Origin of the sequence: Paenibacillus cookii (assembly GCF_018333375.1) — a bacterium.
Classification (GTDB): Bacteria; Bacillota; Bacilli; order Paenibacillales; family Paenibacillaceae; genus Paenibacillus_AQ; species Paenibacillus_AQ cookii.
On the sequence record NZ_BORW01000003.1, the window covers coordinates 226,115 to 240,411 of the forward strand.

The window sequence follows — 14,297 nt, forward strand, 5'->3', positions numbered from 1 at the left end:
TCGTTCATCCCTGAATCCTTTAAGCCAGCAGCAGGTCGGCAAGCTCCCGGTAACTGCCTGCCGTATACTGCGGCTGATGTTCCGTTTCAGGCTCAACCTGCCTGTGGTTGAACCAGATCGCGGTCCAGCCCGCATCCAGCGCCCCGATCACGTCGTTTCGCCACGAATCGCCGATGTAGAAGCAGCGCGAAGGATCCGTCCCCGTTTGTTCATTGACGCGGGCAAACAGGCGCGGGTCCGGTTTGTCGTAACCGACCGCCCCCGATACGAAAATATGGCCGGAAGGGATGGCGGCATCCAGCGCCAGCGCCTTGATTTTGGCCATCTGGTGCTCCGCCGGTCCGTTCGTGATCAGCCCGACGACATGACCGGCCGCCTGCAAATCGCCGATCAGCTCCGTTGCCCCCGGAAACGGGCTGATCCGGAACTGGCGCTCCAGGTATTGTTCCTGGATCCGGGCCGCCTCCCCATCCGTCACCGCGATCCCGAACTCCGCCAAAGCCAGCTTGGCCCTTTGGATCCTCATCTCCTGCAAATCCCGTTCCGCTCCGGCGGCATTGACCGCGCCATGGCTGGCGGAAAGCTTGTCGCTGTAATATCTGAATCGGTGATATACCGCCTCATACGGAAAGTCCTCTCCGGTGCCGAGCACATGCCGAAGCGCCTCCCTTAGCGGCTGCAAATGATCGTAAAGCGTATCATCCACGTCAAAAAATATCCCTTTTGCGTTCGTCCGTTTCTCTCCCATTGCGCTTCCTCTCCTATGGTCAGGATTGCAAAATCCTTATTGTGATGTTTGTTACGGCAAACGAATTTATGTCTATTTTAGCACATTATGCCGCGGTACAAGCGGGTTTCAGCGACCGCCGGACACGGGGAAAAAAGGCTTACCCCGGGCTTAAAACCCTTTCAATTGTGACAGAACTGGCACAACCGTTCCCCGCCCGTTCAATTTTGAACAAAAATGAAAATCGCCGAATTTAGCCTTTTTCAAAGCTTAATCGGATTTTTTGGCCTTTTTTTGCGAAGAATGTGAAGATTATCACAGAATAATTGTATTTTATTTACAGTTATGTATTCTACTGTATTTGTTTTCTTTTTCACAAGTTACTATGCTATGGCTATAAGGATTCGCGAATTATCCAAACACTCAGCGATTAAGGCATGCTAGAAAGGAGTTTCCCGTGAAGAAAAAAAGATGGTTGTTTTCACTCATTTTTATTTCCGTCGTCATGCTGCTCAGCGGATGCGATACGAAACTGATGGTCCTGGATCCGAAAGGGCCGGTAGCGAAAACACAATCCAATACAATTATCTTCTCCATTCTGATGATGGCGCTCGTGTTAATCGTCGTGTACATCCTGTACATTTTCATGTTGACCAAATACCGGGCCAGCAAAACGCCGGACGATTATGAACCGCCTCATATGGAAGGAAGCAAATGGCTTGAATTTATTTGGACTGCCATTCCGATTATCATCGTAGCCATTTTGTCTGTCGTTACCGTACGTACGACTTATGCCGTAGAAAAGGTGCCGGCCGGCTATGAGGATCAAAAGCCGCTTGTCATCTACGCCTCCTCTTCCAACTGGAAATGGCATTTCAGCTATCCGGAGGAAGGCATCGAAACGGTAAACTACGTCAACATCCCTACGCACCGTCCGGTCGAGTTCCGTCTCTACTCGTACGGTCCGATTTCAAGCTTCTGGGTTCCGCAGCTCGGCGGACAGAAATACGCGATGAGCGACATGATCACCAAGCTGAATCTCGTCGCCGAACATGAAGGTTCGTACATGGGTAAAAACTCGAACTTCTCCGGTAAAGGTTTCGCCCAAATGGAATTCGAGGTGCTTGCCCAATCTCCTGCCGATTACACGAAATGGGTCAAAGAGGTGCAGCAAACCGCTCCGAAGCTGACCGAGCAGGAATTCAACTCCGTATTGCATACGGACTTCGTCGGACGCAAGTCTTACAGCTCCACGCACCTGAAATTCTCAGCTCCGCCTATGGATATGTCCGAACACGGCCATGGCGGGGACAATTCGACAGACAGCAAGGAATCCGGCAAGGATTCCGCGGATCATATGCAGGACATGGGTGACATGAAAGACATGAACGATCATTCTTCCATGGAACACGGTCACTAACATCATGGAGAAAGGAGAACAAACTGCATGAAATGGGACGAATTTTTTGTTACCGGCGAGCCGATGATCTACGCGGCCGATGTCAGCATCGTGCTCGTATCGCTCGCCATCGTGATCGGATTGACCTATTTCAAAAAATGGGGCTATCTGTGGCGTGAGTGGCTCACCACCGTGGACCACAAAAAAATCGGCATTATGTATATTTTGTCGGCGTTGATCATGCTGTTCCGCGGCGGCGTCGACGCCCTGTTGATGCGGGCGCAGCTCGCGACGCCGGACTCCAAATTTTTGGACGCCCAGCACTACAATGAGATATTTACGACGCACGGGGTTATCATGATTTTGTTCATGGCGATGCCGTTTGTCATCGGGATGATGAACGTGGTCGTTCCGCTGCAAATCGGGGCCCGCGACGTCGCTTTCCCTAGACTTAACGCCGTCAGCTTCTGGATGTTCTTTATGGGAGCGATGCTGTTTAACATTTCGTTTGTGATCGGGGGATCGCCGGATGCCGGCTGGTCCGCGTACTTCCCGCTCGCAAGCCTTGAATTCAGCCCGACGGTAGGCAATAACTACTACTCGCTCGCGCTGCAAATATCCGGTATCGGTACGCTGATGACGGGCGTCAACTTTATCGTGACGATCCTGAAGATGCGTGCTCCAGGCATGAAACTGATGCGTATGCCGATGTTCACCTGGTCGGTACTGATTACGAACGTCATTATTTTGTTTGCTTTCCCTGTGCTCACCGTAGCGCTTGCCCTGATGATGTTCGACCGCGTGTTCGGAAGCCAGTTCTTTACGATGGCCAACGGCGGTATGGATATGCTCTGGGCCAACTTGTTCTGGGTTTGGGGACACCCTGAAGTATATATCGTTATCTTGCCTGCTTTCGGTATTTTCAGCGATATTATTTCCACGTTCTCGAAAAAGAATTTGTACGGCTACAAATCGATGGTTGTCAGCATGGTCGCCATCTCGGTCCTGTCCTTTCTCGTATGGGCGCACCATTTCTATACGATGGGCCAAGGCGCCATGGTCAACGGCTTTTTCTCCATCACGACGATGGCGATCGCGGTTCCGACCGGGGTCAAAATTTTCAACTGGCTGTTTACGCTCCGCAAAGGCAAAATCTCGTTCACGTCTCCGATGCTGTACGCGATGGGTTTTATCCCGATCTTTACGATCGGCGGCGTAACCGGCGTCATGCTTGCGATGGCAAGCGCCGACTATCAGTATCACAATACGATGTTCCTGGTGGCCCACTTCCACTATGTGCTTATTCCGGGTACGGTATTCGGGGTACTGGCCGGCATGCATTACTGGTTCCCTAAAATGTTCGGCTTCCGCCTGAACGAACGTCTGGCCAAAACGGCCTTCTGGCTGATCATCGTCGGCTTCAACGTGGCTTTCATGCCGCTGTTCTTCCTTGGACTTAACGGCATGACGCGCCGGATGTACACCTATTCGGCCAGCACCGGCTACGGTCCGCTGAACATGATCGCGACGATCGGCGCTCTCATTCTTGCGGTCGGCTTCGTGGTCCTGTGTTACAACTTCTTCTACAGCTTCCGCCACAGCCCACGCAACGAGGGCGGGGATCCATGGGATGCACGTACGCTGGAATGGAGCACGCCAAGCCCGGTTCCGGTTTACAACTTTGCGAAAGTGCCTGTCGTGCACTCCGAAGATGCTTTCTGGCATGCCAAAAAGCATAACGTTCCGCTTTATGAAGAAGGACCTTACGAAGAGATTCATATGCCAAACAACAGCGGGCAACCGTTCATTCTCGGCGTAATCATGTTTTTCCTGGGCTTTTTCCTCGTGTTCAGCTGGTTCATTCCTGCGATCATCGCAGGCGTCGGCGTGATCATCATGCTGGCGGTGCGTTCCTTCGAACGCGATCACGGCTATCATATTCCACCGAAGGAAATCGCCGCTACCGAACAGAAACTGCGGGGTGATACCGTATGAAAATAAATGACACGCTTCCGCTGGAGTACAGAACCGAGGAGAACAGCAACAAAATCTTCGGCTTCTGGCTCTTCCTTGGAGCAGAGATCGTCTTGTTTTCCACGTTGTTCGCCGTATACTTCACGCTTTGGAACCGTACGGGCAACGGCCCGACCGGCAAAGAGCTTTTCGAGGTCGGCGGTGTTATCTGGGAAACGTTCCTGCTGCTCACAAGCAGCTTTACCTGCGGCCTTGGCATTCATGCCATGCGCCTCGGCTTGAAAAAACCGATGATGATTTTCTTCGTCGTCACGTTGCTGATGGGCCTCGGGTTCCTCGGCATCGAGATTACGGAATTCGTCAACTACGTGCATGAAGGCGCGACGCTGCAAACGAGCGCATTCCTGTCCAGCTTGTTCGTCCTGCTCGGAACCCACGGTCTTCACGTGACCATGGGGATCCTGTGGGGCGCAGGCATCCTGATTCAAGTGGGTCGCCAAGGCTTTACGGACGAGACCGCGAACAAATCGTTCATCTTCTCGCTGTACTGGCACTTCCTTGACGTCGTCTGGATCTTTATCTTCAGCTTTGTCTACCTGAAAGGATTGATGTAATATGGCACGATTGTTCCCGATACGTCACGTGATGGGATATATCTTTTCGCTGGTCCTTTCACTCGTGGCACTTGGCGTGATTTACTGGGATCTGACGTTTTCGGCCGCCATGGTCATTCTGATCATCAGCGCATTGATTCAGGCTTCGCTGCAGCTGGTTCTGTTCATGCACATCGGCGAAACGTCCTCGAAAAAGACGCTCTACCTCAACATCGCTTATGCGGTATTCGTCGGCGTTGCCACGATTTTCGGTACGCTCTTTGCGATGATCTGGGGATACTGATACACCTGAAATCGAAAAAAGCTGTCCTTTGCGGACAGCTTTTTTTTGCGTTATTGACGATGGGCAAGCCGGTTCGTTTCCCCTCCCCCGTATTGCCGGTCACAAGCGCCCCGGAACGGCCTTGCACCGGCATGGATGCGCCGTCCCGTCAATGAAACGCCTTCCAAAACGCCCCTGTCGTATCGATCAAATCGCGGATTTGGGCAAAGGGGATCATAAAGGTTGGGAAACCTGCGGCATACGGGGCGATTTCGTACGGATCGAAAACAAGATGAAGGGCGTCTTCCGTCACGTAAAAGGATTGATCCGGCGAAATTCCTTGATAACTTCCGGGAAATACGTAAGCATATTGCGGGTCCTCCTCAATCTGCCTGCCGACGATGTCGCTCAGCCGCTTTACGTAATCGCTGCCGGGCTTAAACAAATCGTTGAGACGGAACATCCGCCCCGTCGCCAGATCGATCAAAGCAAATGCCTTTGTCGGCATGCCATGTGCCGCGCCAAGGGGATACCGGTATCCGTCCAGCTCCAGCACAAGCAGGTTTTGTTTATAAAACAGAACCTGAAAGTCGCCCGTATAGGTGTAGTCCAGCGTCTGATCCGCAGGAACGGGCTTTACCTGCGACAGCTCCTTCAATCTGGCATTCACCGACCGCTGGGCCGCCGGGTCTTTGATTCCTTCCACGACCGGATCATAAACCAGGTAATCCGGATTCGGCTTATATTTCTCCTCTTTCACGAGGTAGGGCGGCTGCAGCGGAATGACGGTGTTTTGCCGCCAAATGACCCGCCCGCTGCGGTCGATATAGGACAACCGCTGGTCGACGAATGCCTTGATCAGCCCTTCGTTTTCCCGCTCCAGGGTTCCGCTGCCGCCGACGCGAGGATATCCCGGTGCCGGGTTTCCGGTCAAGTCGATGAAAAAAGTGTATCGCCCGTCGGAGGCCGACGCCAATCCGCCTCCGTAATTGGTTACGTCGCGATAGAGAAAATCGGTCAGCCTCCTGCCGTTCTCGTCCGCAATCGCATATAGCGAACCGATGTAGGGCTGCTGCGGATCGACGGCACGGCCGAGCGCAAACCGCCCTTCGTTCAAATCCCGGATATCGTCGTATTCCGGGCGGATCACCCATTCCCCTTGCCGGTCGATAACGCCGAATCTGGATTGGTAATCCTCGGCGGTATTAACGATGGCACGGCCTTGATGGAACGGGAACGCCGAGGCGAAAGCGGCCGGGATCGCGACGCTGCCCTTCTCGTCGATGTACCCGTACTTCCCGCCGGCTACCTTTTGGAATGCAAGCAGCCCCTCTCCAATCGGGCCGACGTAAGCATAAGGGTACGTCGCCAGCCTGCGGCCGTTCCGGTCGATCAAGGCGTATTCGTTCTCTCGGATTTTGACGACGGCCTTGCCGCCGGAAAAATCGCCGGCTTCCGCAAATTGCGCAGCAATGGCTTCATGGCCCTCCGGATCCAGATAGCCGTACCGGCTGCTTCCATTCCCGCCGGCCGGGTCATTGAAGACGGCCCGGCCTTCATGCATATCCGCAATAAACGCATATGTTTTGCGGGTAAGCACCCGGCCCTCTTGATTGATCAGCGTGAAGCCTTGTTCGTCGTTCGCGACGGCCCGGCCCTCCGAAAAGGGATTGATCCACTGGTACCTTGGTTGAACGACAAAACGCCCCGCCGAATCGATCACCCCGTATTTCCCTCCTGCCGCGGCAACGGCAAGACCGTTCTGTTGAAAATCCCGGGCATCGTCGAACTGGGCCGGAATCACCAATTTACCTTCGGCATCGATATATCCCCACTTCGTTCCGTGCGTCGTTTTCAGGGAAGCGGGAAACAACCCGGAAGGCCGCGGAAAGCGTCCGCTTCCGTGCAGCGCCTGCTCGATGTTCCGCTCGAGTTCGCGGAGCGTTTCCTTGGACGGATAGGGATCCGGAAAGGAAAGGGCCCGGCGTACCGAAGCCAGCGCGGGTTCCGGCATCCCGGCCCGATACTGGGCGTCCGCCAGGTAATACCAGTAAAAGGAATAATCCGGATGCTTCCGCGTCAGCCCTTCGTAATACCGCACCACGGTCGGAAAATAGTACCGGTACGCATCCGGCGCGGGAACAAACGCGCCCCGGCTCCACCGAACCACATCCACCCGGTATGCGTCCCCCGTATCATGAATCCAAAGGGCGATTTCGGCCTGTCCGTCCCGTCCGTTCGTCCCGGGCATATCCTCGACATGGACGAAGCTGAAGCTCATGCCAGGCGGGGCGGCATCGGTCAGGACTTCACCCGACCAGGCATAAACGGACAACTTCGACCAAATAGAACCGATCTGCCAACCGATGACTACATGGTTCGTTCCAGGCTGCAGGACCGGTGCGGCAGCCATGTAAGTGACGCCGTATCCCGGTCCCTTCATCCGGGCGGCAGCCTCGTAGCGCCCTTCCCGGTAAACAAGCACCATAACAAATAGTTCGCCTTGCAAACGGTAAACCGCCGTGATTTCGGGAATTCGGTCTCCGGTCATATCGGCGGCAAGAACGGCCGGACGGGGCGCGGGACCGCCGATGTTCGCCAGTTCGGCGCCTTGCGGCAAATGCCGCCTGGCGATCTGGATCGGATGATCGTGTACGGACATCTTGGGATAACCTCCCTTATTCAACAAGCTCCTTCGCCTAATCGTATGCGGCCAGCCGCCATATATGAGTTCTCCCGTCCAAAAACACTTTCGTAGAAGTATTACTTCTTTATATACTCAACCATTTCCTTATGCAGTTCCAGCTCGGAACATTTGAAGATCCCATGAAAATCATGAGGATTACGCATCACTATGTTTAATGCATCAATTCCGTATTGTTCACATACAAATTCCACGAACAAATAGGAGAACTGGAATCCTTTCATCGTTTCGAAATCCCAGGTATCGTTATTTAATTCATCAAAGGATGGGATCGCCAAATTGCGGATCGCATCTTCCGTCGAACCTTTAATAAAGTCCTGAGTCATCTGTTTGGCTTCGAATCCGCCTATCCCCTGCCTGATCCATTTGGGAGCCATTGGATTAATGTCATTGATTAGCCACATGGTGAACAAATGGACCGTGCTTTTTAGGATGGATTGGTACGTATGTTCGGGTCCTGGATTCAACGGAGATACGATCTTAAGAATATGTCCTTCATATGTGCCCATAAACCAATTGGGTGCATCGGCTTCTCCTACAGCTTGATGAAACGTCGGCAGGTCAGGGTATATTTCAATAACGACTTTTCGTGATGGACGGTGATTGTATTTTGTCGAGATACGTTCTACATTATTGCTGAGTTCGGCGAACAAGTCATGTTGTACCTTCTTCAAACGATTACTCGAGTCCTCGTTGCCACCCTTATCTACAATTGAAATCAAATCTTGAATAGACATGATGGCAATATCTCCCCATTCTTTGAGTTCTTTTTTTAGTCGTTCCAGTGACCTGTACAATCTGTTCTTTACTGCACTCTCACGCATCCCAACGATCTTGGAGATTTCAGACAACGTGCAGTCCACAAAAAAACGCAGGGCAATAATTTCTTGGTCTACCTCATCTAATTTTTTTAGCGCCGCTCCGATATCAATCCGAAAATCAACATACTTCGTAAATTCAAGAGAGATCGACTGTGATTCGTAATCTTTAAAATCAAAAGGAGATTCTTTTTTTCGGGATAACTTCCGATATTCGTTTTTTACTGTATTCTGAGCAATCTTAAAAATCCACGTGAATAAATTAGAGGTACCTTTAAAGCTGTGAATATTTTCGGCAGCCTTTAAAAAAACCTGTTGAGTCATGTCTTCCGCAACCCGTGGGTTTAATTTCAGCGAGAAATATTGGCGGATTCGTTGACGATGCTGCTCATACGCTCTTTCAAAGCTTGTGGTGATCGCCTGTTCATCCGGATAAACAGGTTTTGTGTCATGAGCTCCTGACATGGTGAAAACCTCCTCTTGATTTACAATGAATTAGACACCAGAGGGAGCCAAAAAGCCACGTACATACAAAAAATATTATGTATTACACGTTCGGCAAACGAAAAAAAGCCGCAGTTCGCGGCTAATTAAGCGTGTGCGTCCTTGTCGTTTTACATGTCCTGTCTGTCGTGTACGTTGAACCTTGAGCAAGGTACGCCTTTTACTCCCCGTGCTCCGCGATATATTCCGCCAATCGGCGGTAGATCCCCACGATCTCCTCCATCGGCATCCGCACAAGACCGCTGGACGACGGAGCCACGAACTCGTGGATTTCCGGGATGACCGGGTCCGGTTGAAATCCCCAGTCCACTTTGCTTTTCTGGCTGTATTCGGTATAGACGCCTTTGCCGACAAAGCAAGCGACCTTCGGGCGATACTTCCGGAGCTTCGCGCGGAGAATTTCTCTGCCCTCGGCATATTCGCTGCGATCGATGTCATCGATTCCGCGCGTCGGTCTCGCAACGATATTGGTAAAGCCGTACCCCATTTTCAGCAGGTCCCGGTCCTCCGAGGCCTCGTAAAGCCGCGGCGTTAATCCCGCCCGGTACAATATCCGGTAAAAATGGTTGCGCGGATTGGCGTAATGATGCCCGGTCTCTCCGGACCGCAGGCTCGGATTAAAGCCGATAAACAGGATGGACAACCCCATGTCCAGGTGATCCGGTATTTCCGGCATCGCGCTCACCTCCTTTGGATACGTTGGATTCGGAAAGGCATCGACCAGAGGACCGGTTTATTCCCGCCGTTCGGCTGTTGCCCGGTCCCCCGCCCCGCAAGCCTTAGGCTTATGATCATGGTATACCCCGGAGCAGCGACCTGCAACCAGATCATCCGAACCTTTAACACTAAATTAACATCCCCCTCCCTATAATGAAGTTGTCGCCAAAGTCCAGGGCCATGCGAATTGAATGAAGAAAAACATCTACCGACGTACGTTCTCAGTAGACAGACCGCGTTTAGATGAAGGTTTTCCTGCAATATCAGGAAGCAATGGCTCTGCAGTTTATACTCTCTGATTTTATCAGAAAGGGGTAACCTGATTATGAAACAAAGAAAGCGCTATCAAATGATACTTGCCGCCTTTTTCCTCCTCTTCTCCACGGCGTTGTCCGCCTGCTCCTCGTCAAGCTCAACCGGCAGCGCTCCTCCGCCCACGGAAACCGCAAAAGACAGCGCCGAAGCAACGCCAAGCCCTGCGGAAACGCCCAAAGAAACAACCGATGAACCGGTCACCATTAAAATTTTGTATCCTTGGGGGGCCGATGCCTTCGAGCAGCGGTACCGCGGAATCGAAAAGCTGCTTCCGAACGTGACGATCGAACTGGTCGATTCCCAGGCCCAGATGGATCCCCTCCAGGAGCTGAATGCCCAGAAAATCGTTCCCGACATCATTTTTGCAAACTGGGGGCTCGATGCCTTATACGAGCTGGACATGATCGAGCCGCTGGACGACCTGATTCAAAAACACCAGTTTGACCTGAAGGCGCTGGACCCTTCGCTCGTCGCTTCCATTCGCGCGATGGATCGCACGGGCCAAGGACGGATTCTCGGATTCCCCATTCAATACAGTCCATACGGTATTTGGTACAACAAAGAAGTGTTCGACAAATTCGGCATCGAATATCCCACGGAACGTTTGACCTGGGACGAGGTGGTCGAGCTTGCGAAGCAGATGACCGCGGAACGCGACGGGGTTCAATACCGCGGATTGGAGATGGGACCCGGGCTCGCCTCGGGCGAGGTCACCGTTCCGTTGTCCCAGCTTGCGGTAAACTTGACCGATCCGGACACGGGCGAAGTGCTGATCGACAAAGAGCCGGCCGTGACGCGGTATTTTGAACTGATGAAAAAGATTTACGGCATTCCCGGCATTGTGAACGAAGACCCGGAAGCCCGCAAGGATTATGAATTTCCAAAGAAAAACGTAGGCATGATCGTCTCTTGGATCGAATATTTGCGTTGGGGCGTCGGCGACCCCGAAGTTGCCGCGAACATGGAGGCGGCCCCGCTGCCGGTATGGGGGGACGGGGAAGAATCCGCTCCGCCGGCGGGAAGCAATCTGCTTGTCATTAACAAATACAGCGAGCATAAGGACGCGGCCTTCAAAGTGCTGGCGGCTTACCTGTCCCCTGAGCATCAGACGGAGCTCGCCAAAATCGGGGATGCCCCCCCGTTGTTCAATAATAAAGACGTAATCAGCCACTTCGGCGAAAACGTGGAGGTGTTCCAAGGAAAAAACGTTGCCGCCTTTTACGAGACGTCCCCTGCTTTGCCTCCGGCGAAAATCAGCACCTGGGACCCATACGTCGACATCGGGGGCTCCATGTTGAAGTTTTCCCAATCGGACATGGACATTGCATCGTTTTTGCGCCAGCTTAAAGAGGAATCCGAAATCAAGATCAAAGAAGCCAAAAAACAAAAGGAATGATGCGGCTTTCGGCTTAAGCAAACTCAAGCATAAAGAGGTGAATCCTGCTTGAAATACCAGGTATTTAGCGCCAACGAATGGCTGTATCCCGATCAATCCGTCACGCATCCCTCCGAACATGAGCTTCAGATTCGAATCGCGGGAGCCCGGGGCTCTTATGCAGGCTGTCAGGTTCTCTTCAACGATTTGCCGGTTCATAAGGTTTTAAACTGGGCGGTTCATGACAACGGAAAAGGGCTGCGGAGCCTTTCCGCCCTTGCATCGGGCTTTAAGATCTACCGGCTGCTGGACGTGCAAGTGAACGAAAATACCGATATCGACGTATCTACCGTGCCCGTCGGGACGCCGGCTCCTCCTTACGTGACGCGCCAAGCCCCGTTCCGCGTGTACGATGCGCTGCTTCCGGTCGAGAAGCCGTGTGCCGCAAGGAACGCCGCCGAAGCCTACTACCTATGCTGGCACATTCCGGAAGAGGCTGCACCGGGCATTTACGGCGGGGACGTCACCCTGACGGTCGATGGTCAAACCTGTGTCATCCCCGTTCACATCGAGGTATTTAAGGCCGTGATTCCTGCCCAAGGGCGGCTCCACGTCGCCAATTGGTTTTCGTCGCGCAACATCGCCGAGCGGCATGGCCTTGAGCCCTGGTCCGAAGCATTTTGGTCGATGCTCGAACAATACGGGCTGGCGATGAGGCGCTGCCGTCAGACCCATTTCATGGTGAACGGCTCTTTTATCGACGTCACAGCCCTTGGCGATGGACGTTATGCCTTTGACTTCTCAAAAGCGGAACGGCTGATCACGCTGTTCCTCAAGCTTGGATTTACCCATATCGAAGGCGGACACGTGGCCGGACGTGTGAATTGGGAAGATCCGACCTTCGTTTTGAATGCAGTTCCGGGCATCCAAGCCACCTCAAGAGAAGGGTACGCCTTTCTGTCCCAATATTTGAGCGCATGGCGGGACTGGCTTGAAAAGAAAGGGTGGCTTTCGCTGCTCGTTCAACACGTTGCGGATGAGCCGATCGCGCCTTCGGCCGCGGACTATCGCATCCTGTCGGGGATCGTGCGCAAATGGCTGCCCGGGGTGCCGCTCATCGACGCCGTCATCGATACGGGCGTTGCCGGAGCCGTGGATGTCTGGGTTCCTACCAATAAGGAATACGAGCTCCGCCGGGAAGATTACGAGCGCTACCGGAGCTGCGGGGATACGCTGTGGTTTTATACGTGTTGGAATCCGGGCGGCGATTATTTGAACCGCTTCCTCGACATTCCGCTTTTGAAGACGCGTTACCTTCATTGGGGCAACGCGAAGTACGGGCTGGACGGATATTTGCATTGGGGATTCAATTATTATTTTCAAAACCAAGATCCGTTCGAGCTGACGAATCCGCTGCTTGCCCCCGACGTCCACGATCGGCGCGTACCTGCCGGAGATACCCACATCGTGTATCCTGGTTCCGACGGCCCGCTTCTCAGCATGAGGCTGGAAGCCATGCGCGCCGGCGTGGAGGATTACGAGCTGCTGCGGACTCTTCGGGATCATGACCCGGAGCTTGCCGAAGACATCCTTGCCTCCTGCATGAAAAGTTTTACGGAAGTCGACACGGACCCCGCCGCTTTTGACCGGGCTTACCGGCGGCTGCTGGAAGCGGTATCGGCGTATGCGCCTTAGGCAAATCGATTTCCCGTCATGATTTGCGCGCCTCGAAAGGCGGACCAAACCAAAAACGGCTGTTCCGTCCGTAGTCTTGAGCTACGAAGGAACAGCCTTGTTATTTCATGCCTGTCTGAACGCCGGAGAACCCTGGGGCCGACAACAGCCCCGACAAACCTGCAAGTCAATACAGCTTGTCCGAAGTCGCCTTGGCGGTAATTTCCCTGTATTTGATCGCTTGGTCTTTCATTCTTAACGATACGGCGACGTTCAGGATGTCGATGATCGCAAGCTGCGACATTTTGGCCGCGAGCGAGCTGCCCTGCAGCGGATTTTCCCTGCCCACCACGATCAGGACGATATCCGCGATTTTCGTGATCGGCGAACGGGCGTTGCTTGTGACGGCAATGATGCGGGCACCCGCCTTTTTGGCGATGTTCAGGTTGTCGATCGTGTCTTTGGTGCTGCCCGAAATGGACAAGCCAACGGCGACGTCGCCTTTGTTCATCAGGGAAGCCTGCATCGCCTGAAAATGGGTGTCGCTGCTCGCCATGCTGTTTTTGCCGATTCGGGCAAAGCTGTGCGCTCCCTGGGCCGCAGTCAATCCCGACGAACCGACGCCGAAAAAATGAACGTTCGCGGCTTCCGCCAGCGCGTCGATCGCTTGGGTCAGCTGCTCCTCGCTGACAAGCTCCCTCGTCTGCTCCAGCGTCCGCAGATGCGTGCCGATTATCTTTTGGCTCAGCGTCAGCGGGTCGTCATCCTCGGCGATTTCCTCATGAATATGATCGGTCGGCTTCACCAAGTCCTGGGCCAAAGACAGCTTGAAGTCCTGAAAGCCCTGGAATTTCATTTTCCGGCAAAAACGCAGCACCGTCGTCTCGCCTACTTCCGCCTTCTCCGCCAGCTCCGTCACCGAATCGTAAATCAAATCCTGGGCGTTTTCCAAAATATAATGCGCGACCTTCTGCTCGGTTTTCGTCAGGCCGTTCAAGTGGCTGCGGATGCTCAGCAGCGTTTTCCCCATTTCCTGTGCGCCCGGCATGTTTTCCTCCCCTTCCCGTACCATGTCAACGTTTCCAAAACGGCTCGCCCGGAATATGTTCATCTATTGTGCATATAAAGGTGAATTCCGCCTCTAAGTCAATCTTATTGTACCCGGTCGCAAACGCGGTTGGCAAGCGGAGGCGCGTATCCCCAGCCCTGAAACG

The 14,297-nt window shown here is 53.4% G+C and carries 11 protein-coding genes; 6 read left to right on the plus strand and 5 right to left on the minus strand.

The annotated features are described in order from the left end of the window. Window positions 1-19 precede the first annotated feature (19 nt). On the minus strand, window positions 20-748 hold the full coding sequence (locus KI367_RS05680) for an HAD family hydrolase (protein ID WP_036713914.1): 729 nt from the start codon (window positions 746-748) through the stop codon (window positions 20-22). Between the two features lie 436 nt (window positions 749-1,184). On the opposite strand from KI367_RS05680, the gene qoxA reads away from it, so the two are divergent. The 4 genes from qoxA to qoxD are packed head-to-tail and all read left to right on the plus strand — an operon-like array spanning window position 1,185 to window position 4,997. Next, a complete protein-coding gene (qoxA, locus tag KI367_RS05685; protein ID WP_081992681.1) occupies window positions 1,185-2,147 on the plus strand; it encodes a cytochrome aa3 quinol oxidase subunit II in 963 nt (320 codons plus the stop codon). A gap of 27 nt (window positions 2,148-2,174) precedes the next feature. Further along, entirely contained in the window at window positions 2,175-4,121 is a 1,947-nt protein-coding gene (gene qoxB / locus KI367_RS05690) for a cytochrome aa3 quinol oxidase subunit I (protein ID WP_212948261.1), read from the plus strand. Continuing rightward, on the plus strand, window positions 4,118-4,714 hold the full coding sequence (gene qoxC / locus KI367_RS05695; protein WP_036713917.1) for a cytochrome aa3 quinol oxidase subunit III: 597 nt from the start codon (window positions 4,118-4,120) through the stop codon (window positions 4,712-4,714). The genes qoxB and qoxC overlap by 4 nt, the downstream gene beginning before the upstream one ends. Before the next feature lies 1 nt (window position 4,715). Further along, window positions 4,716-4,997, plus strand: coding sequence for a cytochrome aa3 quinol oxidase subunit IV (gene qoxD / locus KI367_RS05700; protein WP_212948263.1), 282 nt, complete (start codon window positions 4,716-4,718; stop codon window positions 4,995-4,997). Between the two features lie 148 nt (window positions 4,998-5,145). On the opposite strand, the gene KI367_RS05705 is transcribed toward qoxD, so the two are convergent. The 3 genes from KI367_RS05705 to KI367_RS05715 all read right to left on the minus strand — a co-directional run bounded on the left by KI367_RS05705 (window position 5,146) and on the right by KI367_RS05715 (window position 9,678). Further along, a complete protein-coding gene (locus KI367_RS05705) occupies window positions 5,146-7,638 on the minus strand; it encodes a WG repeat-containing protein (RefSeq protein ID WP_212948265.1) in 2,493 nt (830 codons plus the stop codon). Between the two features lie 101 nt (window positions 7,639-7,739). Next, window positions 7,740-8,963, minus strand: a complete 1,224-nt coding sequence (locus KI367_RS05710; protein WP_212948267.1) for an RNA polymerase sigma factor — start codon at window positions 8,961-8,963, stop codon at window positions 7,740-7,742. Between the two features lie 199 nt (window positions 8,964-9,162). Further along, a complete protein-coding gene (locus tag KI367_RS05715; RefSeq protein ID WP_212948269.1) occupies window positions 9,163-9,678 on the minus strand; it encodes a mismatch-specific DNA-glycosylase in 516 nt (171 codons plus the stop codon). A gap of 366 nt (window positions 9,679-10,044) precedes the next feature. Here KI367_RS05715 and KI367_RS05720 point away from each other — a divergent pair, with 366 nt between their 5' ends. Continuing rightward, window positions 10,045-11,430: an ABC transporter substrate-binding protein gene (locus KI367_RS05720; RefSeq protein ID WP_212948271.1), complete on the plus strand. Its 1,386-nt coding sequence runs from the start codon at window positions 10,045-10,047 to the stop codon at window positions 11,428-11,430. Between the two features lie 48 nt (window positions 11,431-11,478). Further along, window positions 11,479-13,104, plus strand: a complete 1,626-nt coding sequence (locus tag KI367_RS05725) for a DUF4091 domain-containing protein (protein ID WP_212948273.1) — start codon at window positions 11,479-11,481, stop codon at window positions 13,102-13,104. Window positions 13,105-13,270: 166 nt separating this feature from the next. Here the strand turns inward: KI367_RS05725 and KI367_RS05730 are convergent, their stop codons facing one another. Then, window positions 13,271-14,131, minus strand: coding sequence for a MurR/RpiR family transcriptional regulator (locus KI367_RS05730; protein ID WP_052147294.1), 861 nt, complete (start codon window positions 14,129-14,131; stop codon window positions 13,271-13,273). Window positions 14,132-14,297: the final 166 nt, after the last annotated feature.